The sequence below is a fragment of the Arthrobacter sp. K41 genome, from assembly GCF_059089645.1.
Map to the genome: position 1 here is coordinate 360157 of NZ_JBNHEW010000003.1, position 26490 is coordinate 386646.

At 64.9% G+C, this 26490-nt stretch carries 21 protein-coding genes; 13 read left to right on the forward strand and 8 right to left on the reverse strand.

Annotated elements, in window-relative coordinates; translation table 11 throughout:
- Positions 1-97: 97 nt before the first annotated feature.
- Positions 98-616 (forward strand): gamma carbonic anhydrase family protein, encoded by a 519-nt coding sequence (locus AC5RTE_RS09290; RefSeq protein ID WP_494041095.1) that lies wholly within the window; start codon positions 98-100, stop codon positions 614-616.
- Position 617: 1 nt separating this feature from the next.
- Here the strand turns inward: AC5RTE_RS09290 and AC5RTE_RS09295 are convergent, their stop codons facing one another.
- On the reverse strand, positions 618-2351 hold the full coding sequence (locus tag AC5RTE_RS09295) for a flavin monoamine oxidase family protein (RefSeq protein ID WP_494041096.1): 1734 nt from the start codon (positions 2349-2351) through the stop codon (positions 618-620).
- Positions 2348-3880: an amino acid permease gene (locus AC5RTE_RS09300; protein ID WP_494041097.1), complete on the reverse strand. Its 1533-nt coding sequence runs from the start codon at positions 3878-3880 to the stop codon at positions 2348-2350. Before AC5RTE_RS09300 ends, AC5RTE_RS09295 begins: the two co-directional genes overlap by 4 nt.
- A 111-nt stretch (positions 3881-3991) precedes the next feature.
- Here AC5RTE_RS09300 and AC5RTE_RS09305 point away from each other — a divergent pair, with 111 nt between their 5' ends.
- The gene (locus AC5RTE_RS09305; RefSeq protein ID WP_494041098.1) at positions 3992-5629 is read left to right on the forward strand and encodes a PucR family transcriptional regulator; all 1638 of its coding nucleotides are present in this window, start codon (positions 3992-3994) and stop codon (positions 5627-5629) included.
- On the opposite strand, the gene AC5RTE_RS09310 is transcribed toward AC5RTE_RS09305, so the two are convergent.
- Positions 5608-6402 carry a nitrilase-related carbon-nitrogen hydrolase gene (locus tag AC5RTE_RS09310; RefSeq protein ID WP_494041099.1) on the reverse strand — a complete coding sequence of 265 codons (795 nt, stop codon included), beginning with the start codon at positions 6400-6402 and terminating at the stop codon, positions 5608-5610. The two genes, AC5RTE_RS09305 and AC5RTE_RS09310, sit on opposite strands and share 22 nt — an antisense overlap.
- A gap of 203 nt (positions 6403-6605) precedes the next feature.
- Between AC5RTE_RS09310 and AC5RTE_RS09315 the strand changes: the two genes are divergently transcribed.
- From AC5RTE_RS09315 to AC5RTE_RS09345, 7 genes are all read left to right on the forward strand, one after another.
- A complete protein-coding gene (locus AC5RTE_RS09315; protein WP_494041100.1) occupies positions 6606-7796 on the forward strand; it encodes an ROK family transcriptional regulator in 1191 nt (396 codons plus the stop codon).
- Positions 7797-7928: 132 nt separating this feature from the next.
- A complete protein-coding gene (gene mmsA, locus AC5RTE_RS09320) occupies positions 7929-9485 on the forward strand; it encodes a multiple monosaccharide ABC transporter ATP-binding protein (RefSeq protein ID WP_494041101.1) in 1557 nt (518 codons plus the stop codon).
- 44 nt (positions 9486-9529) lie between these two features.
- Entirely contained in the window at positions 9530-10816 is a 1287-nt protein-coding gene (gene mmsB / locus AC5RTE_RS09325) for a multiple monosaccharide ABC transporter permease (protein WP_494041102.1), read from the forward strand.
- A gap of 46 nt (positions 10817-10862) precedes the next feature.
- Positions 10863-11960 carry a substrate-binding domain-containing protein gene (locus AC5RTE_RS09330; protein ID WP_494041103.1) on the forward strand — a complete coding sequence of 366 codons (1098 nt, stop codon included), beginning with the start codon at positions 10863-10865 and terminating at the stop codon, positions 11958-11960.
- A gap of 107 nt (positions 11961-12067) precedes the next feature.
- Positions 12068-13156 (forward strand): Gfo/Idh/MocA family protein, encoded by a 1089-nt coding sequence (locus tag AC5RTE_RS09335; protein ID WP_494041104.1) that lies wholly within the window; start codon positions 12068-12070, stop codon positions 13154-13156.
- A 192-nt stretch (positions 13157-13348) separates the two neighbouring features.
- The gene (locus AC5RTE_RS09340) at positions 13349-14572 is read left to right on the forward strand and encodes a serine/threonine-protein kinase (protein WP_494041105.1); all 1224 of its coding nucleotides are present in this window, start codon (positions 13349-13351) and stop codon (positions 14570-14572) included.
- A complete protein-coding gene (locus tag AC5RTE_RS09345) occupies positions 14569-15111 on the forward strand; it encodes an FIMAH domain-containing protein (protein ID WP_494041106.1) in 543 nt (180 codons plus the stop codon). The genes AC5RTE_RS09340 and AC5RTE_RS09345 overlap by 4 nt, the downstream gene beginning before the upstream one ends.
- A gap of 142 nt (positions 15112-15253) precedes the next feature.
- Here the strand turns inward: AC5RTE_RS09345 and AC5RTE_RS09350 are convergent, their stop codons facing one another.
- Positions 15254-17473 (reverse strand): NADP-dependent isocitrate dehydrogenase, encoded by a 2220-nt coding sequence (locus AC5RTE_RS09350; RefSeq protein WP_494041107.1) that lies wholly within the window; start codon positions 17471-17473, stop codon positions 15254-15256.
- A 334-nt stretch (positions 17474-17807) separates the two neighbouring features.
- On the opposite strand from AC5RTE_RS09350, the gene AC5RTE_RS09355 reads away from it, so the two are divergent.
- On the forward strand, positions 17808-18809 hold the full coding sequence (locus AC5RTE_RS09355) for a trypsin-like serine peptidase (protein WP_494041108.1): 1002 nt from the start codon (positions 17808-17810) through the stop codon (positions 18807-18809).
- 99 nt (positions 18810-18908) lie between these two features.
- On the opposite strand, the gene purH is transcribed toward AC5RTE_RS09355, so the two are convergent.
- On the reverse strand, positions 18909-20609 hold the full coding sequence (purH, locus tag AC5RTE_RS09360; RefSeq protein WP_494041109.1) for a bifunctional phosphoribosylaminoimidazolecarboxamide formyltransferase/IMP cyclohydrolase: 1701 nt from the start codon (positions 20607-20609) through the stop codon (positions 18909-18911).
- A 152-nt stretch (positions 20610-20761) separates the two neighbouring features.
- Between purH and AC5RTE_RS09365 the strand changes: the two genes are divergently transcribed.
- Positions 20762-22114, forward strand: coding sequence for an MFS transporter (locus AC5RTE_RS09365; protein WP_494041110.1), 1353 nt, complete (start codon positions 20762-20764; stop codon positions 22112-22114).
- Between the two features lie 90 nt (positions 22115-22204).
- On the opposite strand, the gene AC5RTE_RS09370 is transcribed toward AC5RTE_RS09365, so the two are convergent.
- The gene (locus AC5RTE_RS09370) at positions 22205-23149 is read right to left on the reverse strand and encodes a hypothetical protein (protein WP_494041111.1); all 945 of its coding nucleotides are present in this window, start codon (positions 23147-23149) and stop codon (positions 22205-22207) included.
- Positions 23150-23268: 119 nt separating this feature from the next.
- On the reverse strand, positions 23269-23853 hold the full coding sequence (purN, locus tag AC5RTE_RS09375) for a phosphoribosylglycinamide formyltransferase (RefSeq protein ID WP_494041112.1): 585 nt from the start codon (positions 23851-23853) through the stop codon (positions 23269-23271).
- 39 nt (positions 23854-23892) lie between these two features.
- Here purN and AC5RTE_RS09380 point away from each other — a divergent pair, with 39 nt between their 5' ends.
- A complete protein-coding gene (locus AC5RTE_RS09380; RefSeq protein ID WP_494041113.1) occupies positions 23893-24324 on the forward strand; it encodes a hypothetical protein in 432 nt (143 codons plus the stop codon).
- A 27-nt stretch (positions 24325-24351) separates the two neighbouring features.
- On the opposite strand, the gene AC5RTE_RS09385 is transcribed toward AC5RTE_RS09380, so the two are convergent.
- Positions 24352-25665, reverse strand: a complete 1314-nt coding sequence (locus AC5RTE_RS09385; protein ID WP_494041114.1) for a cell division protein PerM — start codon at positions 25663-25665, stop codon at positions 24352-24354.
- 155 nt (positions 25666-25820) lie between these two features.
- On the opposite strand from AC5RTE_RS09385, the gene AC5RTE_RS09390 reads away from it, so the two are divergent.
- Positions 25821-26282, forward strand: coding sequence for a DUF4383 domain-containing protein (locus tag AC5RTE_RS09390; protein WP_494041115.1), 462 nt, complete (start codon positions 25821-25823; stop codon positions 26280-26282).
- Positions 26283-26490 lie beyond the last annotated feature (208 nt).

Sequence of the window (26490 nt, forward strand, 5' to 3'; positions counted from 1 at the left end):
CCGGGCCTCTGCGAGGTGTGCGCTGCGCCACTTGAACGCCCAAATCGACACATCGCACTACCCGGTTGGGCTGGGGCGGATGTCCTAGGCTTGGCGCATGGCTCCTCTTTACCCTTTCGCCGGCAATTCCCCGGCCATCCACGAATCCGCCTTCGTTGCCCCTACGGCCTCGATCATCGGCAACGCCACCCTGGCTGAAGATGCCAGCGCGTTCTACGGCGTTTCGGTCCGCGCCGACACCGCCGCGATCGCCGTCGGCGCAGGCAGCAACCTGCAGGACAACGTGGTGCTGCACGCGGACCCCGGCTTCCCCTGCACCGTGGGCGAACGCGTGAGCGTGGGGCACGCCGCCGTCGTGCATGGCTGCACGGTGGAAGACGACTGCCTGATCGGCATGGGCGCAACAGTGCTCAACGGGGCGGTGATCGGCGCCGGCTCGCTGGTGGCGGCCGGCGCCGTGGTGCTGGAGGGAACCGTCGTCCCGCCCCGCTCACTCGTGGCGGGCGTCCCGGGCAAGGTCCGGCGCGAACTTACGGATGAGGAGTACGACGGCGTCCGGGCTAACGCTGCCCGGTACGTCGAGCTCGCGGCGCAGCACCGGGAAATGCACGCTTGAATCAGTCCAGGCTGATGGGGCCGATCTCCTCGAGCAATTCGCCCGGCCCCGGATTGCCCGGCGCGGAGGAACCACCCAGATGGTTCACCACGCCCCATACGGCGTTGAGCCCGGTGGTCACAGCGCCTTCGGCCCAGCCCGCCGTGAACGAGACGTCGTCGCCTGCCAGGAAAATCCCCCGCTGGGATTCGGGCAGGGTGTCCTGTTTGAAGTGCGTGAACAGCCGCTGCTGGTAGCGGTAGTGCCCGGGCAGGTTCGCCTTGAACGCGCCCATGAAGTTCGGATCGGCCTCCCAGGAGACAGTGATCGGCTGGCCCACGATGTGCCCGGCGATGTCCACTCCCGGGTAGATCTGCTCCAGCGAGTGCAGCATCAGTTCAACGCGCTCGTCGGCGTCCAGCGCCAGCCACTTCAGGGCATCATCGTTCCAGGTGTAGGACAGCAGGATAACGGCAGGCTGGTCCGGTCCGTTGTCCAGGAGGTACGTGGCGCGGTTGAGCCGGTCCGTGAGGGTCATGGAGAGTACCTCGTTGCCCGTGTCCGGATTGATGTCCTTCCAAAACGGCCGGTCCACCATGACAAAGGTCTTGGAGGACTGCATGTAGTGCGAGCGCTCGATGGCGGTCCAGAGTTCCGCCGGGAACAGGGCCTCCTCGGTGTGGATACGGGTGGAGAGCAGCCAGGACTGGCAAGTGGTGACCACTGCGGGGTAGCTGGCTTCACGGCCCCAGCGTTCACGGATCCGCAGGTTCCCGTCCGGCTCCCGGCCGATCCTCCCCACGGCGCCGCGCGGCGAGCCGGAGTGAAGTGACGCCAGCGAAGTGCCTTCCGGCCAGTGGGCCATGCCCGACGGCGCGTGCTGCCATAGTGCCTCAGGCAACCGCTGCGCTCCCCCGCGGATAAGCCGGTGCTGGTCGTCCGCGTCCGTGTACACCACCCGGAGGATTTCCAGGATGGAGTTGGGAAAGTCGGTGTCCCAGCCGCCGGTGCCGAAGCCCACCTGGCCAAAGGCCTCGCGGTGTGCGAAGCCGGCCTTTTTGAAGGACTCACTGGCCGCGATGAAGCCGTAGAAGGTCTGCTCGTCCATCAGCGGCAGCAGCGCGTTCCACAGCTCCTTGATCCGTGCCGTGTCCCGGGAACGGATGGCCTGCTGCATCTCGGCAAACCGGGCGCCGTCATTTACGGCTGCCTTCCAGGCGTCCGCCACTTCGCGGAAGAACGGCGGAAGGTCACTCGGCTTTTCCGCATAGTGCTTTTGGCCGGCCAGCTCAATGACTGTGCTGGAGGTGGCCGGGGACAGCGGGTTGGGGAACTCTTCGGTTTCCAGGCCGAGCAGGTCCACGTAGTGGTAGAACGCCTTGCCGGATTCCGGGAAGCGCATGCCGCCGAGGTCGGCCACAACGCCGGGTGCGGCGGGAAAAGAAGCAGTGCGCAGGCGTCCGCCGATCCGGTCGGCCTCGTACACTACCGGCCGCAGCCCCAGCTTCATCAGCTCATAGGCGGTGACCAGGCCGGAAAGCCCCGCACCGATGACGGCCACTTCCGTGCCCAGCAGTTCGGGCGGCACGGAGCCCAGGCCCTCCGGGTGGGCCAGGTAGTGGTCGTAGCTGAACGGGAAGTCCGGGTTCAGCATGGTGATGGGTCCTGCGGGGGCGCCGCCGGGAGCGGGGGCTGCTGCCGGTGTGGCCGACGTGCTGGACGGGTCTGAAGCCGGCAGTTCGGTGGCGATGGTCATGGAAGTTCCGCCTTGGTCGGTTCGGTGGTTGATTCTGTTGACAGCGCGCGGTACTCCTCGTTGCTGAGGGCAGCCACCCTTGAGTTCCGGCGTCCGTAACCGAAGTAGGCGGCCACGCCCACGAGCATCCAGAGGGCGAAAACAACCCAGGTGTCCGCGCCGAGGTTGGCCATGAGGTAGGCGCACATGGCAGCGCCCAGGATGGGTGTGAGCGGGAAGAGGGGCACGCGGAAGGTACGCTCCAGCTCCGGGCGCGTACGGCGCAGGTAGATGACGGCGACATTCACCAGGGCGAACGCAAACAGGGTGCCGATGCTGGTGGCATCCGCCAGCGCCCCCAGCGGTACGAGCCCGGCAGTCAGGGCGACGGCGGTTCCCACCAGGAGCGTCCCGGCCACGGGAGTGCCGGTACGGCGGGAGACGCGGCCAAACACTTTGGGAATGAGCCCGTCACGGGACATCGACAGCAGGATGCGGGTCTGCCCGTAGAGCACTGTCAGGACGATGCTGGCGATGGCCAGCACAGCGCCCACCGCGAAGACCAGGGCGATCCAGGGCTGGCCGGTGGTTTCTTCGAGGATCTTCACCAGCGCGGCTTCTGTGCCGTCGAACCAGCCCCAGGGCCGGGCACCGATGGCAGCAACCGCCACGAGGACGTAGATGGTGGTGACAATCAGCATGGACCACATGATGGCCCGGGGCAGGTCGCGCTTGGGGTTCCGCGCTTCCTCGCCCGCGGTGGACGCGGCATCGAAGCCGATGTAGGAGAAGAAGACGCGGGAAGCTGCGGCGGAGACACCGGCGGCGCCCATGGGCAGCAGCGGCTCAAAGTTGCCCGCATTGAAGGCTGTGAAAGCAACCGCGCAGAAGAACAGCAGGATGCCCACCTTCACCACCACGATGGAGGTGTTGATCCAGGCGCTTTCCTTGGCGCCGCGGACCAGAAGGATGGTTGCCAGCACCACAATGATCATGGCGGGGATGTTGACAACGCCGCCATCGCCGGGCGGCTGCGACACCGCATCCGGCAGGACGGAACCGAAGACAGCGAGGGTCTCGTTGACGTACTGTCCGGCGCCCACGGCGACGGCGGCCACTGACACGGCGTACTCCAGCACCAGGCACCAGCCGCAGATCCACGCCATCCCTTCGCCCATGGTGGCGTAGGTGTAGGAGTAGCTGGAACCGGCCACGGGCACCAGCCCGGCCATCTCGGCGTAGGACACTGCGGACAGCAGCGCGGCCAGGCCTGCGATGGCGAAGGAAATCCAGATAGCGGGGCCCGCGAGCGGAACGGATTCGCCCAGGATCACCAGGATGCCTGTACCCAGGGTTGCCCCGACGGAGATCATGGTCAGCTGCAGGACACCGAAGCTGCGGACCAGCCGCGGCCCGCCGTCGTTGCTTTCGGCTTCGCTGACCATCTGCGCGATGGGCTTGCGGCGCAGCAGCTGGGCTCCCAGGGCGGGACGGGCCGCTGATCCGGGCGCGCCGCCCGGGGCCCGGCCGGAAAGTGTAGGCACAGTCATCGTTGACGTCCGTTCGTGTCGTTGGCTGGTTGAACTGGTTTTCCCCCTCACCCAGACTAGGGGTGTGAGCCTCATCTCAAAGAGGTGCTAAGTGCCCTATAGTTTTCACCCATGAGACGTAATGCACCAGCCATCCAAGGTAGCCCGGACCAGTTGGACGCCGTCACGCTGGGACAGTTCCTCGCAGCCCTGCCGGCAGCGGTGCGGGTGGTGCATGACGCCGGCAACGGCCAGGTGCCCCTGCGGTGGGTGGAACCAAGCGAGTTGGAGGACCCCACTCCATACCTCCTGGACGGCGAGTTTGTCCTCACCGCCGGCCTGCCGTTTCGCGAAGGCGTCAACGCTGACGGCGGCTGGAGCCAAAGCACGGCCCGGGCGGAGGAGTATGTCCGCCGCCTGGTGAATGCCGGCGTCGCAGCCCTGGGCTTCGGACTGGAGCCCTACTACGACGCGGTGCCGGACCACGTGGCGGCTGCCTGCCGGGAGCAGGGACTCACCCTGGTGGAGGTGCCTGCCAGCGTGCCCTTTGCCGCCCTGGGCCTGGAATTCTCCAAGCTCCTGGAGTCCGGCAACGCCCAGGTGTTCCGGCAGCTGGCGGAGACCAACCGCCACCTCATGCGGGCCGTGCTTTCGGCCCGGCCGGAGCATGAGCTCCTGGCGGCACTGACCCAGCGCGTTCCCGTCTGGGCGGTCCTTTTTGGCGCCGACGGCCGCGTGCGCGCCAAAGCAGGTGCCGGCGTCGACCTCTCCCTGCTCCAGCCCCTGCTCAAAAAACTCCTCACCGGAAGCGGACCACGGGTGGAAACGGAAACGTTCGACTCCCCCGGCTCCGCACTGATTTTCGGCCATCCCCTCCGCAGCAGCAAGGATGCGACCTTGGGCAGCCTGATCCTGGGCGCGGACAAGGCACTGACTCCCGCACAAAACAGCGTGGTCTCGTCCGTCGTGGGGCTCCTGGAACTGCTGGTCCGCCAACGGACCAGCGGGTCCCTGGCACCCAGCCAGCTGGCCACTGCCCTGCTGCTGCACCCGGAGAGCCCGGGCGGGGGCAGCAGCCGGCAGCAGAACGTGTTGAAGGATCTGCTGGCGCAAAGCGTCTCGGGAACACGGTCCAGCCCGGTCCGGGTGGTCCAGGGCGTGCGGGTGGACAGCCTTCCGACGGCGGAGGACGGGCCCGTCCGGGAGCTGCTGCAGTGGCGCCGGATCTTCGACAGCAAAATGGTTGAGCTGACCGATTACGGCTTCGCGGCAGTTACGCGGCTGAAGGTGGATGACCAGCTGGTGGCCGAGGTGGAGCAGCTCGGCTGGCGCCTGGTGGTGGGTGAGCCCGCTGAGCTGTCCGGCCTGCCGGAGGCCTACCGCCGCGCCGCGTCGCTCCGGCCCCGCGTGCTGGCAACGGGCAAAAGCGTGCGAGTGGAGGAGGTGACCTGGTCCGTTGCCGGACTGCTGGGCAGGGAGGCCGGCAGCATGCTGGCTGCCCGGCTCCTGGCACCGATCCTTGAGTTGGAGCCTGAACGCCGGACGGCCCAGCTTCGGGTTCTGCGGTCCTGGCTTGCTGCCAACGGAAGCTGGGATGCCACGGCCAAGGACCTGGGACTGCACCGCAACAGCGTGCGGCGCCAAATTACCGCCATTGGGGAATTGCTGGACCTGGACCTCCGGCTTGCGCAGTCCCGGGCCGAGCTGTGGATTGCGCTGCAGTATGAGGACGATCCGGATCCCGGTTCTCAGGCACCCCAGGAACGGTAGACATCGGGGCGGCGTTCTTCAAGGTAGGGCACCTCGCTGCGTGCCTTTGCGGCAGCGCCTTCCTTCAACGCCGCGATAAGGAGCTGCGGCTCCCCGCCGGCCGCACCCAGCAACCTGCCGTCCGGCCCGGTGATGACGCTGCCGCCAAGGAACCGGAAGCCTTCCTCCACCCCTGAATGGTTGGCGTAGGCAATGGTCATTTGGCTTTCCAGCGAGCGGGCCCGCAGCAACACTTGCGGGACGTCATCGAACCCGTGCCCCAGCGCAGTGGGCACGAGGAGCAGCTCGGCGCCGGCTACGGCCGCCGCCCGGACCGCTTCGGGGAATTCCACGTCGTAGCAGATGACCATCGAGGTGGGGATCCCGTTGAAGTCCACGACGGCGGGAGGCTGGGCGGCCGGGGTGAAGGCTGCACGCTCGTCAGGGCCAAAAAGGTGCACCTTTGCGTAACTGAGCAGGGTGCCGCCGTCGGCGTCCAGGAGGGTTGCACCTATGTGCCACTCCCCCTGCCCAGTGACTTCGGGAAGGCTGTAGACCAGTCCGATGCGGTGGCGGCGGGCGATGGCTTCGAATTGCCGGTGCAGGGCCGGCAGGCGGGCGGGGTCCAATTCACCGCGGACCCGGCGGGGCGCGTAGCCAACCGGGAAGAGCTCGGGGGTCACCAGCACTGCCGCGCCGGCAGCAGCAGCGGCCTCTGCGGCTGCCTCGATGGTGGCGCAGTTGGCATCAACATCCATCACCACAGCATTGGCCTGCAGGAGTGCCAGCAACACGGCGCCGCCTTTCCATCGTCGGATCAGCCTCCACGGGAGGCCTTCGACTCCAGACTAGCTTCGCCCTCAACCGGACTTGCGGGTCTTTTGCACCTCTTCGCACTCGATGGAGGGCAATTCGCCCAACCGCCCCGGAGGCCACTCAAACGCATCCATGCGTTAACTTCTTGACTACAAGAGTGCCATGAGGCAATCTTTCAAGCATGCCCGCAACTTCGCGCTCAACGAGGAGCAAGCCCAAAAATCCCGGCTCACAATCTGCCCTGCGGCAATTGAACCAGCAGCGGATCATCGAGTCGCTGATGGGCGGGCCTTCCACCCAGGCCGAACTGGCCCGGCAGACCGGGCTCTCCACCGCAACGGTGTCAAACATCGTCAAGATCATGCTCGATTCAGGCATGGCTTCCACTGAGCCCATCACCAGTTCCGGCCGCAGGGCACTCAACGTCAGGCTCAACAGCAATGGTGCAGTGGCAGTGGGAATCGACTTCGGGCGCAGGCATCTCCGGGTGGTGCTGGCTTCCCTGAGCTATCACGTCATTGCCGAGGAATCCGTCACGCTGCCGCTTGGCCACCAGGCCGAGGAAGGCATCCAGGCGGCAGTGGTCCTGCTCGACAAACTCCTGGACGAAAGCGGGGTGGCCCGGAACGCCGTGGTGGGTGCCGGCGTCGGAATTCCCGGACCAATCGACCGGCGCTCAGGCACAGTGGCCCAGGGCGCCATCCTTCCTGAGTGGGTGGGCATCAACATCCTTCAGCACCTGGAAGAACGGCTGAACATCCCCGTCTTCGTTGACAATGACGCCAATCTGGGCGCGTGGTCGGAGGTGACATGGGGCCAGCACACGGGGGTCAGCAACCTGCTGTTTTTGAAGATTGGCTCAGGCATTGGGGCAGGCCTCATCCTGAACGGCGCGCCCTACTACGGCAACGTCGGGATCACTGGCGAGATCGGCCATGCCACCATCCACGAACAGGGCCTGGTGTGCCGCTGCGGCAACCGCGGCTGCCTCGAGACAATAGCCTCCACCACCACCATGATCGAACTGCTGAGCCGCGGCGGGGACCGGCCACTGACGCCTGCAGATATCGTGCGCAAGGCCCTGGCCCGGGACTCGGCAACCCTCCGCGTCCTTGATGACGCAGGGCTCGCCGTCGGCCGTGCGCTCGGCAACGTCGCGAACCTGATCAACCCCGAAGTAATCGTGGTTGGCGGTCCGCTGGCAGGCCTGGGTGAGCTCTTCCTGGATCCCATCCGGAGGGGCCTGGTAAGGCATGCGGTTCCCGTCATCGGCGAGACAACAGCACTGGCCATGTCCTCCCTGGGCGACCGTGCGGAGGCGCTCGGAGCGGCAGCGCTGGTGTTCCAGCACGCGGGAATCCGGAAGAACTAGACCGTTTCGTTATTCGGGATATGCGTTAAAGACTTGACGACAACCCGCGTGATCCAGTTTACTTTTGCATCAGACGGCCCTGCGCTTTGCCCGGCCGGACAAAGAAGTCATCGCATTGGAGGGTTAGGGCATATGACGTCCCAGACCACGCATTCGGACCCGATCATCCTCGAGATGCGGTCCATCACCAAGGAATTCCCCGGCGTTAAAGCGTTGGCCGATGTGAACCTGCGGGTGAAGGCCGGCGAGATCCACGCCATCTGCGGCGAGAATGGTGCAGGCAAGTCCACCCTGATGAAGGTTCTCTCAGGCGTGTACCCCTACGGCAGCTACGACGGCGACATCGTCTACCAGGGCCAGGTGCAGCAGTTCCGCGACATCCGGGCCAGCGAGCACGCGGGCATCGTGATCATCCACCAGGAACTTGCGCTGATTCCGGAACTCTCCATCACGGAGAACATCTTCCTGGGCAACGAGCCCACCAAGCGCGGCGTCATTGACTGGGGCGAAGCCCGGCTGCGCTCCCTGGACCTGTTGGCCCGCGTCGGCCTGCAGGAGGACCCGGACACCCCCATCAAGGAAATCGGCGTCGGCAAGCAGCAACTGGTGGAGATCGCCAAGGCCCTGAACAAGTCCGTCAAGATCCTTATCCTTGATGAGCCCACGGCGGCGCTGAATGAGTCCGACTCCCAGCACCTGCTGGACCTGATGCTCGGCCTGAAGGCAAAGGGCATTACCAGCATCATCATCTCCCACAAGCTCAACGAGATTGAGCAGATCGCCGACTCCATCACCATCATCCGCGACGGCAAGTCGATCGAAACGCTGGACGTGAAAGCGGACGGCGTGGACGAGGACCGGATCATCAAGGGCATGGTGGGCCGGACCCTGGAATCCCGCTTCCCGGAGCACACCCCGAACATCGGTGAGGTGTTCTTCGAGGTCAAGAACTGGACCGTGGGCCATCCGAACGTCCAGGACCGGCTGGTCTGCAAGAACTCAAGCTTCTTCGTCCGCCGCGGTGAGATCGTTGGCTTCGCCGGACTGATGGGCGCGGGCCGTACCGAACTTGCCCGGTCAGTGTTCGGCCGTTCCTACGGCCGGTTCATCAATGGCCAGGTCTACAAGGACGGCCGGGAGATCACCCTGAAATCAGTCCGGCAGGCCATTGACGCCGGACTGGGATACGTCACCGAGGACCGCAAATCCCTGGGCCTGAACCTGCTGGACGACATCAAAACCACCACGGTGGCAGCCAACCTGCGGAAGATCAGCCACAACTCCGTGGTGGACCCGAACCAGGAGTTCACCGTGGCAGAGCAGTACCGCAAGTCACTGCGGACCAAGACTCCGTCAGTGGAGGAAGGCGTAGCCAAACTCTCCGGCGGCAACCAGCAGAAAGTGGTCCTCGCCAAATGGATGTTCACCGACCCCGACCTGCTGATCCTGGACGAACCGACCCGCGGCATTGACGTTGGCGCCAAGTACGAGATCTACGGCATCATCCAGCAACTGGCCAACCAGGGGAAGGGAGTCATCGTCATTTCCTCGGAGCTGCCCGAGCTCCTGGGCCTTTCGGACCGTATCTACACAATTTTCGAAGGCGCCATCACCGGTGTCCTGGACAAAGACGAGGCCAGTCAGGAAAGCCTGATGAAACTGATGACCTCCGCCCGCAAAGCCGCCTGACCCCTGGACCAGCCCAGAACATTCCGGACACAAGGACTGACACAATGAACGCCCTCAAGAAGCTCTTTGGCGGAAACACCCGCCAATTCGGCATGATCTTCGCCCTCGTGGCACTGATCATCTTCTTCCAAATTGCCACCGACGGCCGGACCCTCACTCCCGGCAACGTCATCAACCTCTTCAACGGCAACTCCTACATCCTGATCCTGGCGATCGGTATGGTGCTGGTGATCATCGCCGGGCACATCGACCTTTCCGTCGGTTCCGTGGCCGCCTTTGTGGGAGTCACCGTGGCCTTGGCCATCCGTGACTGGGGCATCCCCTGGTACGCCGGCGTCCTCCTGGGCCTGGTGCTCGGTGCGGTGATCGGCGCCTGGCAGGGCTGGTGGACGGCCTACGTGGGCATACCGGCGTTTATCGTCACCCTTGCCGGCATGCTCCTGTTCCGCGGCTTCAACCAGTTCGTGGGCAAGTCCAACACCATTCCGGTCCCCAGCGACTTCCAGTACCTCGGCGCAGGCTACCTTCCCGAGGTGGGCCCGGACACCGGATTCAACAACCTGACCCTGCTGCTGGGCATCGCGGCCGCGGCATTCGTTGTATGGGGCGAACTGCGCTCCCGGGCCCGCGCAAAGGCACTGGGTGCTGAAGTTCCGGAAATGTGGGTCACCGCCCTGAAGCTGGTCCTGATCAGCGGCGCCATCCTTTACGCCACCTACCTGTTCGCCACCGGCCGCCCGGGCACTTCCTTCCCCATTCCCGGCCTGATCCTCGCGGTCCTGGTCCTGCTGTACGGTTTCATCTCCTCCCGCACCATCCTCGGCCGGCACGTCTACGCAGTGGGCGGCAACCGCCACGCTGCTGAACTCTCCGGTGTCCAGTCCAAGAAGGTCAACTTCCTGGTCATGATGAACATGTCCATCCTGGCCGGTTTGGCGGGCATGATCTTCGTGGGCCGTTCCACCGCCTCGGGCCCGTTCGACGGCGTGGGCTGGGAACTGGACGCCATCGCGGCCGTGTTCATCGGCGGCGCTGCAGTTACCGGCGGCGTGGGCACCGTGGTCGGGTCCATCATCGGCGGCCTGGTCATGGCCGTGCTGAACAACGGCCTGCAGCTCCTCGGCGTCGGGGCCGACCTTACCCAGATCATCAAGGGCCTGGTGCTCCTGATTGCCGTCGCGTTCGATGTCTACAACAAGAGCCAGGGCAAGAAGTCGATCATCGGCATGCTGACGAGGAACTTTAACCGCCCCTCCGGCGGCGGCCCCAGCAACCCGCTCCAGCCGGACGAGACCACCTCCACCAAGGAAGCAATCGCCAGGGAAGCCTGAGCGTTGGCCTGAACAGCGTTACACCAACACAGAAAGAGAACCAACAATGCGAATGATTGGTAAAGCAGGAAAGGCCGCAGCGGTTGCTGCCATCGCAGCACTGGCGCTGACGGGCTGCGGACGCTCCGAGCCCAGCACAGGCGGCGGAACCGAAGGCGCAGGAGGGTTCGAACAGAGCTCCTCCATCGGCGTCGCACTCCCCCAGAAGACCAGTGAAAACTGGGTCCTGGCGGAGAAGCTGTTCAATGACGGCCTCAACGGCGCAGGGTTCAAGGCTGACGTGCAGTTCGCCAACGGCGGCGTGTCCGAGCAGCAGAACCAAATCAGCGCCATGGTCACCAAGGGCGCCAAGGTCATCATCGTCGGCGCCATCGACGGCTCGCAGCTGGGCACCCAGCTGAAGCAGGCCAAGGATGCCGGCGCCACGGTCATCGCCTATGACCGCCTGCTGCTGAACACCGAGAACGTGGACTACTACGTGGCCTACGACAACTTCAAGGTGGGCGAGCTCCAGGGCCAGGCACTGCTGGACGGCCTCAAGGCCAAGAAGCCGGAGGGACCGTACAACATCGAACTGTTCGCCGGCTCCCCCGACGATGCCAACGCCAAGGTCTTCTTCGACGGCGCCATGAGTGTCCTGCAGCCGAAGATCGACGACGGCACCCTCAAGGTAGTGTCCGGGCAGACCAGCTTCGAACAGGCTGTAACCCAGGGCTGGAAGGCTGAGAACGCCCAGCGACGCGCTGATACGCTGCTCACCGGCAGCTACACCAACGAGTCACTGGACGGCGTCCTCTCCCCCAACGACACCCTGGCCCGCGCAGTCCTGACCTCGGTCAAGGCCGCCGGCAAGCCGACACCCGTCATCACCGGGCAGGACTCCGAAGTTGAGTCGGTCAAGTCCATCATGGCCGGCGAACAGTACTCCACCATCAACAAGGACACCCGGAAGCTCGTTGAGCACGCCATCACCATGGTGAAGGACCTCCAGGCCGGCAAGGAACTGGAGATCAACGACAAGGACTCCTACAACAACGGCGTCAAGACCGTTCCCGCATACCTGCTGGAGCCGGTCATCGTCACCGCTGAAAACGTGAAGACCGCCTACGCAGGCGACCCGGTCCTCGAACCGATCACCAAGTAAGCAGTTTGACCACTGAAAGGCCCGGTCCCGCGTTGCGGGGCCGGGCCTTTCGTTGTCTGCGCAACAACGCTCCCGGTTTCCAGCACCGCGGTGAGAGGATGGGCACCATGAGTGCGCCTATCGCCAAGCCATGGTTGTCCACCCAGTCCGACCAGGACCCCTGTACCGCCACCGGGACTCCCCTCCGCTGGGGAGTTATCGCCACGGGCGGGATAGCAAGGTCGGTATCACAGGATCTCGCCTTGTTGACCGATGCCGAGCTGTATGCCGTCAGCTCGCGCGCGCAGGACACGGGTGACGCCTTCGCCGCCGCCTACGGGTTCGCCCGGGCATACGGGGACGACGCCGGGGCCCGCGGTTACGAACGCTTGCTCGCCGATGATGCGGTGGACGTGGTGTACGTGGCGACGCCGCACGCCCAGCACCATGAGATCGTGCTGGCTGCGCTCAACGCCGGCAAACACGTCCTCTGCGAAAAGGCCTTCACCATCAATGCCCGGGAGGCGGCCGAGCTGATCGAAGTGGCCCGAAGCCGAGACCTCTTCCTCATGGAGGCCGTGTGGAGCCGGTTCCTGCCGGCCATGCAGCGGGCTTTCGACATCGCAGCCTCCGGAGACATCGGGGACATCCACTGGGTCACCGCGGACCTTGGCTTCCCCGCCCCCTACTCCCCCACCGCCAGGCTCTGGGCCAGGCAGGATGGCGGCGGCGCACTGCTCGACATCTCCGTTTACCCCCTGCTCTGGGCCCTGGGAACGCTCGGTTTTCCGCAGACAGTCAGCGCCACAGGACATGTAAATGACGACGGCGTAGACGCCCAGAATGCCCTGACCCTCGGCTACAACCACGGCGCACAGGTGCAGCTCACATCGTCGCTGCTCGCCCACGGCCCGCGCACCGCCACCGTCGCGGGCAGCAAAGGCTTCCTGCAGAGCATCGGCTCCATCAACAATCCGCGGGAGCTGATCATTGGAACCGGCTGGGACGAACGCCGCGTTGAAACCTTCGATCCGGTGGGCCGCGGATACACCTACGAACTGCGCGAGGTAACGCGGTGCATCCAGCAGGGCCTCACCGAAAGCCCGGTGATGCCGCTTGAGGACACCTTGAACACCATGCGTCTGTTCGATGGAGTCCGGGCACAACTGGGGGTCAGCTACCCCAACGATGAACGGCTTGTTACAAAAGCGTCGTAGGCATAAAACGGCACCGCCGCCGATGGAGTGGCTCCGGACAGGCTGTATGCCCTGCCCCTGCCAACCTTTCCGGCATCAAGGCGGACCCCCGGCGTGTCGCAGAACATAAGCTGGCAGCTAATCGTCCGTTTACTCCACCGCCCGTATAATTTGATCTAGGACAGTGCCGCAGCGCACCGGGAGGAACGGGTCATGGTGGCGGAATCGCCTAGCTCCATCAAGAATGAAGTGGTTGGCGGACGTTATCGGTTGGGCGAGGTTATTGGCCGCGGCGGAATGTCATCGGTTTACTGTGCCCGGGATGAAAACCTGGGCCGCGACGTCGCCCTGAAGCTCTTTGCCCCGCAGGCTCCGGACGCCGATGAACTGAAGCGGCAGGAAGCGGAAATACAGCTTCTGGCCACGCTCAACCATCCCGGGCTCGTCACGCTTTTCGACGCCGGAATTGATGACCGGATCCCTGATGAGCCCAGGCCCTTCCTCACCATGGAACTCGTCGATGGGCAGGACCTGCGGGCCCGCATCCGGCACAGCCAGGTACCACTGGAGGAACTGGCAGTGATCGGCGCTGGTATCGCCGATGCGCTGGCGTATGTCCACGGCCTCGGGATCATCCACCGGGACATCAAACCGGCCAATATCCTGCTGGTCCAGATCCGGCCCGGGGAGCCGCTGCGTCCCAAGCTCACAGATTTCGGCATTGCCCGGATCGCTGACTCCACCCGGCTGACGGCCACGGGAACAATGGTGGGCACTGCCGCCTACCTCAGCCCGGAACAAGCCCTGGGCCAGCCCCTGTCCTCCGCCTCTGACATCTACTCCTTTGGTCTTGTACTGCTTGAATGCATCAAGGGGACTGTGGAATACCCGGGCGGCGCCGTTGAATCTGCCGTGGCACGGCTGCACCGGGCGCCGGAGATCCCCGAGGACCTGCCGGCCGAGTGGGCTGACCTGATCCGCTCCATGACAGCCATCGAGCCACTTGAGCGCCCGGCCGCCGCGGACATCGAGACGTCCCTCAGGCAGGCACTGGTTTCGCCGGCGTCCACCCCGGGAGAGCTGATTCCCGAGACAACCAGGGTGCTGCCGGCAATGCCGTTTCACCCGCCCTCCATCACCGCTGAGGAGTCCGTGGATGAGCTCCGCGAGGCAGCCGGCCCCATAGAGCCGGCTCAAGCGGTCTCCCGCGCCGTCGGGGTTAAAGGGAAACAGTCTAAAAAGGAGCGGTCACCCGGGCCCCGGCGCGGACGGTTGTGGCTGGCAGTGCTCCTTGGCCTCGTGGTGGTGGCTGCAGCCGTAGCAGCAGTGCTCGCGAGCCTGTCCGCCCAGTCCGCGCCCGACGTCGTGCCCTATCCCACGGTGACCGGCGTCCTTGGCGAGCACCTGGAGGAACTCCAGAAGAGCGTGGAGCCGTGAGCTTGAAGCTGACGGCAAGGCATGTCCGGGTTGCCGCGGCGTGCACGGCTGCCGTTGTGGCGGCAGCGCTCGTGAGTGGCTGCGGACCCAGCGAGACCGGCCTTCAGGTCGCCGCGGCACGGCAACTCCAGGCGCGGGTCCTGGAGGTGAGCGAGGCATCCTCAAGGAACGATCCCGCCACAGCCATGAAGGCCCTGGAAGGCCTGGAAGCGGAGCTCGCAGCGGCCCAGGGCAAGGGCCAGATTTCCGAGGAGCGCCGACAAACCATCACCACCATTGCTGCGGCCGTCCGCGCCGACCTGGAAGAGGCTATTGCGTCGGCGGCCAAGGCAGCAGAAGACGCGAGGATTGCCAAGGACCAGGCGGCCGCCCAGGCTTCAGCGGCGGCCATCGAGACACCGGAACCTGCACCGGAACCTGCTCCGGCACCGGCCCCGGCGCCCGCCAGTGTACCGGAACCTGCTCCGGCCCCAGCGCCCGCAACCGGAAACAATGCTGACAAGAAAAACAACGAGGGCAAGGGCAAAGACAAGGACTAACCGCTGGGCCTCTGCCCCCAACGGCGTCGCGTCAGGTGCCTGCACCTGCTAAGCAGCTGCCAACATAAAAGAGGCGGTGCCCGGGATAAAACCCGAGCACCGCCTCTTTGTGCCTGGCCAGTCAGTCTGCCAGCAGCCGCCCCTAGCTCAGGGTGGCGAGAACCTTGTTCAGCGTCGCGGACGGGCGCATCACGGCGGAAGCCTTCGCGTCATCCGGGTTGTAGTAGCCCCCGATGTCCACCGGGGAGCCCTGGACCTCGGCCAGCTCGCCCACGATGGTTTCCTCCTTGGAGGAGAGCTCCTCGGCGACGGGGCCGAACGCGGCGGCCAGGTCGGCGTCGTCCGTCTGCTTGGCCAGTTCCTCGGCCCAGTAGCGGGCAAGGAAGTAGTGGCTGCCACGGTTGTCCAGTTCGCCTGCGCGGCGGCTGGGCGACTTGTTCTCCAACAGGAAAGTGCCGGTGGCACGGTCCAGGGTGTCGGCCAGGACCTGGGCCCGGGCGTTGCCCGTGGTGGTGGCCAGGTGTTCGAAGCTCACGGCCAGGGCCAGGAACTCACCCAGGCTGTCCCAGCGCAGGTGGTTTTCCTTGAGCAGCTGCTGGACGTGCTTCGGGGCGGATCCGCCGGCGCCGGTCTCGAAGAGCCCGCCGCCGTTCATCAGCGGAACAACGGAGAGCATTTTGGCGCTGGTGCCCAGCTCCAGGATGGGGAACAGGTCGGTGAGGTAATCGCGCAGGACGTTGCCGGAGACCGAGATGGTGTCCTCGCCCTTGCGGATGCGGTCCAGGGTGAACGCGATGGCCTTCACCGGGGACATGATCCGGATGTCCAGGCCCTCGGTGTCGTGCTCCTGCAGGTACTCGTTGACCTTGGTGATGAGGTTGGCGTCGTGCGGGCGTTCCTCGTCCAGCCAGAACACGGCCGGCGTCTGGGAGGCACGGGCACGGGTGACGGCCAGCTTGACCCAGTCGCGGATGGGCAGGTCCTTGGTCTGGCAGGCGCGCCAGATGTCACCCTCGGAAACCTGGTGTTCAATCAGGACGTTGCCGGAGCCGTCCACGATTTGAACGGTGCCGGCTTCCTGGATTTCGAAGGTCTTGTCGTGGCTGCCGTATTCCTCGGCTGCCTGGGCCATCAGGCCCACGTTGGGTACGGTTCCCATGGTGGTGGGATCGTAGGCACCGTTCGCACGGCAGTCGTCGAGGACCACCTGGTAGATGCCGGCGTAGGAGCTGTCCGGCAGCACCGCGAGGGTGTCCGCTTCCTTGCCGTCCGGGCCCCACATGTGGCCGGAGCTGCGGATCATGGCGGGCATGGACGCGTCCACGATGACATCGCTGGGGACGTTGAGGGTGGTGATTCCCTTGTCCGAGTCCACCATGGCCAGGGCGGGACCCTCTTCGAGGCCCTTCTTGATGAGGGACTGGACGCCTTCACGGACGTCTTCCGGCAGGTCCTCAAGGCTGCTGAGGATGGCAGCCAGGCCGTTGTTCGGGCTGATTCCTGCGGCTGCGAGCTGCTTGCCGTAGGTGTCAAAGAGCTCGGCGAAGTAGGCCTTGACCACGTGGCCGAAGATGATGGGGTCCGAGACCTTCATCATGGTGGCCTTGAGGTGGGCGGAGAACAGGATGCCCTCTTCCTTGGCGCGGGCAACCTGGGCCTTCAGGAACTCGTCCAGGGCGGCTGCGCGCATGACGGTACCGTCGATGACCTCGCCGGCCTGCACCGGGAAGGCCTTCTTCAGGACCTTGACTGAGCCGTCTTTCCGGACGAGCTGGATGGTGATGGTGCCCTCGGACTCGATGACAACGGACTTCTCGTTGGAGCGGAAGTCATCCTTGCCCATGGTGGCAACGTTGGTCTTCGAATCGGCGGTCCAGGCACCCATGGAGTGCGGGTTCTGGCGCGCGTAGTTCTTGACGGACAGGGGTGCGCGGCGGTCCGAGTTTCCCTCGCGCAGGACCGGGTTCACGGCGGAGCCCTTGATCTTGTCGTAGCGGGAGCGGACGGCAGTTTCCTCATCCGAGGACGGGTTGTCCGGGTAGTCCGGGAGGGCGTAGCCCTGGCCCTGCAGTTCGGCAATTGCTGCCTTCAATTGGGGGATGGAAGCGCTGATGTTGGGCAGCTTGATGATGTTGGCTTCCGGCGTCTTCGCCAGCTCACCGAGTTCAGCAAGGGCGTCACCGATCTGCTGCTCGGCCGTCAGGTAGTCACCGAAGACGGCGATGATGCGGCCGGCGAGCGAAATGTCGCGGGTCTCCACCTCCACACCTGCTGTCGAGGCGAACGCCTCGATGATGGGCAGGAACGAATAGGTAGCCAGCATCGGCGCTTCGTCGGTGTGGGTGTAGATGATCTTGGACATGCGCGGGCGTCTCCCTGTGGGTCGGCTTGGGTTGTGAAATTTGTTCAGTTTCACCATGTATAACCTACCCGAGGACAAGGGTTTGAACCCTACTGGAGCTTCTGGGTTACCCGGCCCGCGGGCAGGATTACAGCGATGGAAAACGTACGACGGCGTCCCGCACCCGGGTGCCCGCCCTGCCGAAATGTCCCAGCGCTTTCCCTCCCGCCGAAACCGGCCAGCCAGACCGCGTTGTGAGCTGGTCAAAGTACATTTACAAAAATTGACTGAGAGGATACATTCACATCGTCACTCTCGGCGCTTCCCACGTTTTCCCAGTTCAGACAGGACAACCATGACTCGCACAAGGTCCGCGGCCTTAGGCTTCCTGACCCTCTCGGCAGCCGCCGTTTTGGCACTCGGCGCAGCGGGCGGAGCAAGCGCAGCACCTGCCGGTTCCGACAAAAAGGACACCACCGCCTCCGTGGGCGGGGCGCTTGAGAGCACGGGCGCTGCCGAGTACTGGACCGAAGAGCGGATGCGGAACGCGATCCCGGGTGAGGTGTTGGCAGCCAAGGCATTCGAACGCAGCAACCCCGCCAACCCCGATACTGTCGAAAAAGGCCAGGATAAGAAGCCGAAGCCGGCCAAGGGCAAGCTGACCATCGCTGTGCGTGAGGCCCCTGTTAAGCACGTTGGCAAGGTGTTTGTTTCCCTGGGCAGTGGCGACTACGTCTGCTCCGGCAACGCCCTGTCGTCAGCTAACGGAAGCGTTGTGGCCACTGCCGCGCACTGCCTCAGTGACGGTCCCAACTCGAAACCCACAAGGTTCGTCTTCGTCCCGGCGTATGAGAACGGCCCGGCGCAGTACGGGGAATGGGTTGGAACGTCGTACCACCTGCCGAAAGAGTGGAACGAGACGGGCAGCATGAAGTACGACACCGGCTTCGTGGTGGTCACCCAGGACAAGAATCCTGAGCCCCTTACGGCGGTGGTGGGCGGTTCAGAGCCCCTCTTCGTCGGGCCCAGGGACGGCCTGACCATCAAGGCTTTCGGCTACCCGTCCTCCAAACCGTTCGACGGGCAGGCACTTTGGAGCTGTTCCGGAACCACCAGCCCGGATACCACCAACACCCAGTTTGAAAGCCGCGGCATTCCCTGCGACATGACCGGCGGCTCCTCCGGCGGGCCGTGGCTCGTCCAAGGCACCGACCCGTTTATGGCCGGGTACCAGAACTCAGTCAACAGCTACGGCTACAAGGGCGCCGGCGTTATGTACGGCCCGTACTGGGGGACGGAAATCCAGACGGCGTTCACCAGCGCCTCCCTTGCACCGGCCCTTGTTCCAGTCCCGTAGTACCTTCTCAAACAACGACGGCGCCTGGCCCCTTCGCGGGGACAGGCGCCGTCGGTGTTTATCCCACCGGGGACCACGCCGTCATGGCGGCGGTGCGGCCTAGTGGAAGAAGTGACGGGCTCCCGTGAAGTACATGGTGACGCCGGCCGCGTTAGCAGCAGCAATGACTTCCTCGTCGCGCACCGAACCGCCGGGCTGGACCACCGCGCGGACCCCGGCGTCGACCAGGATCTGCAGTCCATCCGCAAACGGGAAGAAGGCGTCCGAGGCTGCAACGGCGCCCCGGGCTCGCTCGGGTGCTCCGCCCGCGCCTGAGCCTGCCGTCCCGACGTTGGTGGCACCGCCGGCGCCGTCGACGTCGGACTCCACCGTCACGCCCAGCGTGTTCGCCCGCTCGACGGCCAGGCGGCAGGAATCCAGGCGGTTGACCTGGCCCATGCCGATGCCCACGGCTGCGCCGTCCTGGGCCAGCAGGATGGCGTTGGACTTGGCGGCACGGCAGGCGGTCCAGGCGAAGGCAAGGTCTGCGAGGGTCTTCTCGTCCGCGGCTTCACCGGCGGCCAGGGTCCAGTTGGCGGGGTTGTCGCCGTCGGCATCCACCTTGTCAGTGACCTGGACCAGGACGCCGCCGGAAACCTGGCGGATCTCCGACGGGTAGCGGCCGTAACCTTCCGGCAGGGCAAGCAGGCGGATGTTCTTTTTCTTGGACAGGATCTCCACGGCTTCGGGTTCGAAACCAGGCGCAATGACAACCTCGGTGAAGATGTCCTTGACGGTGTTGGCCATGCCGGCGGTCACCGTGCGGTTGGCTGCGATGACGCCGCCGAACGCGGACACAGGGTCACAGGCGTGTGCCTTGGTGTGGGCATCGGCAATCGGATCAGCGGCATCCGCGGAACCGACGGCAACGCCACAGGGGTTGGCGTGCTTGATGATGGCCACTGCCGGCTCGGCGAAGTCGTAGGCGGCACGGAGGGCGGCGTCGGCGTCCACGAAGTTGTTGTAGCTCATGGCCTTGCCGTGCAGCTGGTCAGCCTGCGCGATGCCCGCCGGAGCGGCCTTGTCCACGTAGAGCGCCGCCTGCTGGTGCGGGTTCTCGCCATAACGAAGGACCTCGGAGCGTTCCAGGGAGAGGCCGGCGTAGGCGGGCCAATCAATCACTCCGTCGCCGTCTTCGTCCAGGAACTGGCTCGCGGTCCAGGTGGCCACGGCGTTGTCGTAGGAGGCCGTGTGGGCGAACGCCTTGGCGGCGAGACGCCGTCGTGTGTTCAGGTCAAAGCCGCCTTCCGCGGCCGCGGTGACCACCTGGCCGTAGAAGGAGGGGTCCACCACGATGGCGACGGCAGCATGGTTTTTTGCCGCGGACCGCACCATGGCCGGGCCGCCGATATCGATCTGTTCGACCACGTCGTCCTGGGCGGCGCCGGACTTGACGGTTTCCACGAACGGGTAGAGGTTCACCACCACCAAATCGAAAGGCTCGATCTCCATGTTGACCAGCGTTTCCATGTGCGCCTCAACGCGGCGGTCGGCCAGGATGCCGCCGTGAACCCGCGGGTGCAGGGTCTTGACGCGGCCGTCCAGCATCTCCGGGGACCCGGTGACTTCCTCAACCTCCTGCACAGGGATGCCCGCGGCAGCAATCTTCTTGGCCGTGGACCCGGTGGATACCAGCTTCACTCCCACGGCATGCAGGCCCTGGGCAAGCTCCTCCAGACCGGTCTTGTCGTAAACCGAGATCAGCGCCCGGCGGATGGGAACACGGTCAATGGATACGCGCTCATGCTGCGTGAAGCTCACAAATGTCTCCGTCTTATGTCGCGGAACAGTGCCGCGGTTGGTGGGGATAGGGCCAGTTTATCGCGAAGTGCACTTTGCCCCGCGTGAAGGCTCCGTGCACGCCGAAGTGTGAACGCCACCGGGCCCGGCTAAAGTTCTTTCAGGAGGCGGCGATGAATACTTACACCACTGTGCCGAGCGGCGAACAGGTGGTCCAGGAACTGCCCTGGCGATGGAAAGTCCAGGGCAGGATCTTTTTGATCGGGGGCCTCGGGTTCATGTTCGATGCCTGGGACGTGACCTTGAACGGCATCCTCATTCCGCTGCTTTCCAAGCACTGGGCACTCACCCCGGGCGAGGTGGCGTGGGTGGGGACGTCCAACCTGATCGGAATGGCTCTTGGCGCTTTCGTCTGGGGCACCATCGCGGACACCATCGGGCGGAAAAAGGCGTTTACTGCCACGCTGCTGATCTTTTCCCTCTTTACGGTGCTGGGCGCCTTCTCCCCCGACTTCATCTGGTTCTGCATTTTCCGGTTCATGGCCGGGTTCGGGTTGGGCGGCTGCATTCCGGTGGACTACGCCCTGGTGGGTGAGTTCACTCCCCGCAAACAGCGCGGCAAAGTGCTGACGGCCATGGACGGATGGTGGCCCGTAGGTGCCGCTTTGGCCGGCTTTGTGTCCGCCGGGCTCGTAGCCCTGTACGGCGACTGGCGGTTGACCATGCTGGTGATGGTACTGCCGGCGCTCCTCGTCTTCTGGGTCCGCCGGAGCGTTCCGGAGTCCCCGCTGTTCCTGATCCGCAAGGGCCGGCGCGAGGAAGCGGCCCGGGTCATTGATGAATTGGTGGCGGCAACCGGCGCTGAAGCCCGGGCCTACAGCCTCCCCGACGCCAAGGAAGTGCCGCGGCTTTCCGCCGGCAGCGCCTGGCACCAGCTGCGGCTCGTGTGGCAGTACAACTGGAAAATCACCGCTGCTGCCTGGTCGCTGTTCTTCTCCATCCTGTTGGTGTACTACCTGTCCCTGACCTGGATGCCGCGCATTTTGATTGGTGCCGGCTTTGCCGAGTACAAGGCGTTCGTCACCACCGCGTCCATGGCCGCCGTCGGGCTCCTGGGTGTGATCGTGGCGGCCCTGCTGGTGGAGCGGGTGGGCCGCAAGTGGATCCTCGCCATCACCGGGCCGCTGTCCGCACTGACGCTGGTGATCGTGGCCATCGTGGTGGACATCCCGACTGCGGCAGTGTTCTGGCTGCTAGTGTTCGGGTTCGTGGTGCAGGTGGCCATCCCGGTGCTCTACGCCTACGTTTCAGAGCTCTACCCCACTGAGCTGCGCGGAACGGGCTTTGGCTGGGCCTCCACGTTTTCCCGGCTCGGCGCGGGCTTCGGGCCCTTGATTTTCGCAAACTACTTCTGGCCGGAACTGGGCCTGGCCACATCCTTCGCCCTCGCCGGGGGCCTGGTGCTGCTGGCCGTTTTGTGGATGGCGTTCTTCTCCCCGGAAACCAAGCAGCGCCGCCTCGAATAACCCGCTCCCCCTCCCCTCCTCCCCTCCTCGCCTCCCAACTGACTCGCAGTTGTTGTCGTTTTGAGCCCTCAAAACGACAACAACTGCGAGCTACTTTTCCGGCCAGCCCCGGGCGACGAGTCCGCAGCGGACCTTGCGGACCGCGGCCTTCGCCTCGAGCTGCATGTGGCGCTTGTATATCCTCACCAGCAGCCAGCCGGCACGGCTGAAGTCCTCTTCGCGGGCAATGTCCCGGTCAATCTGCGCCGCCTCCGAGTGTCCCTCGCCGTCGTACTCCACTGCTACCTTCTGTTCCGGATAACTCAAGCCGGGTTGCCGTACGACGCCGGCACTCAGTTCCGTGGGTGTGTTCAGCAGGGGTTCGGGCAGGCCATTGTCCTCCAACGCAAGCCGGAGCCTCGTTTCCGGGGCGGAGTCTGAACCCACTTTCGCCTGGTCCAGCGCCACCCTGGCCTTCCTGATGCCCGGGGTTCCCTTGTGCCGGTCCAACATGTCAGCCATTTCTTCCCGGGTGGCGTATGGCTCCTTCCGGCCCTCAAAGTCGAACCGCGGAATCCGGAGCAGGTGAACCGCCACCACTGTCAGCTCCGTGATGCTCATTCGCCGCGAGCAGTCCAGCCAGGTCCGCAGCCTGCTGGTCACCAACAGCCCGTTGACGGACACAATCTCGTCGTCGAAGAACTGTCCCACATGGCCCACTACGCCCCTGCGACGTGGAATGGCCATCGTGTCGGGCCGCGAAATGTGGATGAGCGGATCCGTTGCTGCGGGCAGAAACCCGGGAAACTGCCAGAACCTGAACGCTGTGGCATGGGACGCCGCTGAAAACTCGGTCACCCGGGAAAACGGGCGGATGGCTTCCGGTGTGAACCGCTCCGCCGGAGCGGGTGTGTCATGAGGCTCCCGTATGCCACGGCTGGGTGAGTACAGCGCCCGGTGCCGTAACCGCCTGAGGCTCACGCCGGCGTCGACCGCCTCCTGGGACGTGAAAGGTGCTACGGCCAGCTGATCGGGCAGGGGACGAGGGGTCTTCACGAATCAATGCTGGCAGGCCCGCAGAGCCCTTCGGCGGTTGTCCACAGGCTGAAGCGCAGCCCGCCATCTGACTCGCAATAGTTGTCGTTTTGCGGGCTCAAAACGACAACAAATGCGAGTTAGTTGGGGAGGCCGGAGCGGCGGGTTGCAGCGAGGGAGGCCAGGGTGGACACCAGCAGCCGGCGTTCCACCACCTTGATGCGCTCGTGCAGGCTTTCCTCAGTGTCTGACTCCTCGATGGCCACGGCCTCCTGGGCGATGATGGGGCCCGTGTCCACCCCGGCGTCCGCCCAATGCACGGTGCAGCCGGTCACCTTCACGCCATAGGCCATGGCGTCGCGCACGCCGTGGGCCCCGGGAAAGGACGGGAGAAGGGCGGGATGAGTGTTGAGGTACCTGCCGCCGAACGCGTCGATGAACCCGGGGCTCACAATCCGCATGAACCCCGAGGAAACCACCACATCGGGCTCGAACCCCGCGACGGCCTCGGTCAGGGCAGCGTTCCACTCAGCCCGGTCCGGGTAGGCCTTGAAGTCAACCACGAATGTCGGGATGCCTGCCGCCGCAGCCCGCTCCACCCCGAAAGTGCCTGGCCGGTCGGCACCGACGGCGGCGATCTCGATGTCCAGTTCCCCTGCTTTAACCGCGTCGATAACTGCCTGGAGGTTGGACCCGGTTCCGGAAACGAGGACGACGATACGCATGGCACTAGCTTATGGGCAGCCTCGCGTAGGCTGGAAAACATGAACAGCACACCGGAACCGGCTGGATGGCAGCGCACAAAACAGCCGCTCAGCGAGGCAGCGAAGGCCTCGCTTGCCAAGACCCATACCCTGTTCCGGATCTTCGTGGTGACGGTGCTGGGAGCGTTCTTCGTCTACCAGCTGGACGTCAACTACCTTTGGCTTACAGCACTCCTGACGGCCGCGAGCATTGCCCTTGGCGTGGTTCTGCTGGTCCGGGCAGCACGGTTGAAGGAGTCCCGGCTGGTCCTCATTGGTACGATTTCCGGCCTGGTGGTGTCCGCCCTCATGGTGCTGCTGATCCTGGTCACATCGCTGTTCTTCAACGATATTAGTGAGTATCAGGCGTGTGTCGGACGGGCCCTGACGGATAAGGCGCAGTCGGCATGCCGCGTGCAGCTGGAAGAATCCCTGCCCTCGCAGCTCCCCTAGAGCGGCCTCCCTTGAAGGCAGCACGACCTATCGGACCAATTCAGCGTCCTGTTCCACTGCCGGTTGCTCACGTTCAAGCCAGGGTCCCGCCGCGTAGCCAATGACGACGCCGGCTCCCACCTCCGCCGCCACCCAGACTCCCGTCCATAAAGGGTCGGGGCCGATATCCGTGAGGCGTCCAATCCCCGCGGAGCCACGCGCCAGCCAGGCCAGAGCGGCAGTCATCAACCCCGCCGCCAGTCCGCAAAGAATCCCAAGAACCAGGGTTGAAACGGCGGCCGTGAACCAGCGCACCCGGACCTTGATGGCAAGCCATTCGTCGAAGTGGTTCTCCCCTTCCCGGAGGAACCACCAGCCCGCCAGGACACCGGCCAGCACCGGGACGATCAAGGCAACGAACGCGTACTCCAGGGGACCGGACGGGATGGCGGCGAGCACCGGAATCGAAGGCAGCGGACCGACGGCGGTCCCCAGCGGGCCCACCTGGGAACCGGCGCCCATGGCAAAGCCCGAACCCGACGTCCAGGCCAGGGCAAAAACCACGAGGTTTGGCAGGAAGCCCAGCTGCGCGATGGTGAGTGCGGCACCTCCCACCGCGCCGGCGTCGAGCGCTTCGTACACCGCGACCACGAGGTTCCAGTGGATCAAAAGGTCAACGGCCAGCAGCACCGCGGCCAGTACCAGGGCAGAAAGCACCGCAACAAAACCGGCCTTCGCGGCCGAGGCGAGATAGGACCCGGCCCAGCGGGAGTGCTGGCTGGTGCGGGAAATCCAGTCCACCGCGTCGACGCCGATCAGCCGGCTCCAGGAGCCGGCCTCGCGCCGTGCGCCGACCACCATGCCCAGGGCGAAAGGAATAAGGGGGATGAACATTGCGTGCCACGCATCGATCCCGACGTCGGGCGTGCGGCAAATGAAGCCGGTCGCCGCTCCGAAGGCCGAGTACACCACCCAGGACCCGAGGAGTGCCTGCCACAGCTGGTCCGTATAGGAGGCACGGGCCAGCCGGCGGCCGGCGCGCCAGGCAAGCAGGAAAGGGATCAGGGTCAAACCAAGCGGAACGAGCGCGAGCAGTCCGGCACCGGAAGCGGCGGCGGACTCCGAACCAGCAGCAGTCAGTTCCAGGGGCACGCCATGGACCAACAGCCAGGACTGGCCAGCCAGGCGCGCCAGGAAATCGAAGGCTCCGTCCTGGAAACCGGCGGTAGCCCAAACGGCGAGGATCGGCGCAAGCACCACCAGTGCCGAGATGAAGGCTGCCTGGGCCGTTTCAACGGCGCCCTGCAGCCACAAGGGCATGGGAAGGCCACGGTTTCCGGTCTGATCAGCGCGCAGTTTCATTGATGTCCATGGTGTCACGGGCACGTGTCTTGGCCCGTGACCGACAGGCGTAACGCCCTGGCCGACTGGATGTTCAATGGGGCTCGTGGCGGCGCTTTTCGCAGTGGTCCGCCGTAAAATTGAAGCGTCCACTATTAGTGGTTGGAGGCAAGAAAATGACTACCGCATCCCACCATGCGCACGGCGTTCACTTTGGACGGGCAGACGTCCAGAACGTGGGCATGGGAGTGGGGATCGTTTTGATGCTGGTGGGCGTCCTGGGGTTCATCCCCGGCGTCACCACCCAGTACAGCGAACTGATGTTCCTCGGACCGGCTTCGCACGCCATGTTCCTCGGGCTGTTCCAGGTGTCCATGCTGCTCAACATTGTGCAGGTGGCCATCGGCGCAACCGGCTGGGCGATGTCCCGTACAGAACATGGAGCACGGAACTTCCTTCTGGGAGCGGGTGCGCTGTACATCGTCCTGGCCATTTTCGGGCTTATTGTCGGAGTCGATTCAGCGGCCAACTTCCTGTCGCTGAACGTGATGGACAACTGGACCCACCTGGTGCTGGGCGTTGCAATGATCGCTGCCGGCTGGCTGTTCTCGAGGAACATGACCGCCGACAGGAGGTAGCCCGGAATCCGTAACCCGGGAAACAGGAGCCGCGAATGAAAGAAGAACCCTAAGTTCTGAAGATATTCGTCCTACTGGCTGGTGCAGTCGCCGCTTTCCGGGCGGCTGCACCAGCATCTCCGCGGCCGGCAGGCACCAGCAGCAGGCCGGCCCGGCACAAGAGAAGTACCGCATGCACAACGACGCCGGGAGCCCCCAAGTGGACTCC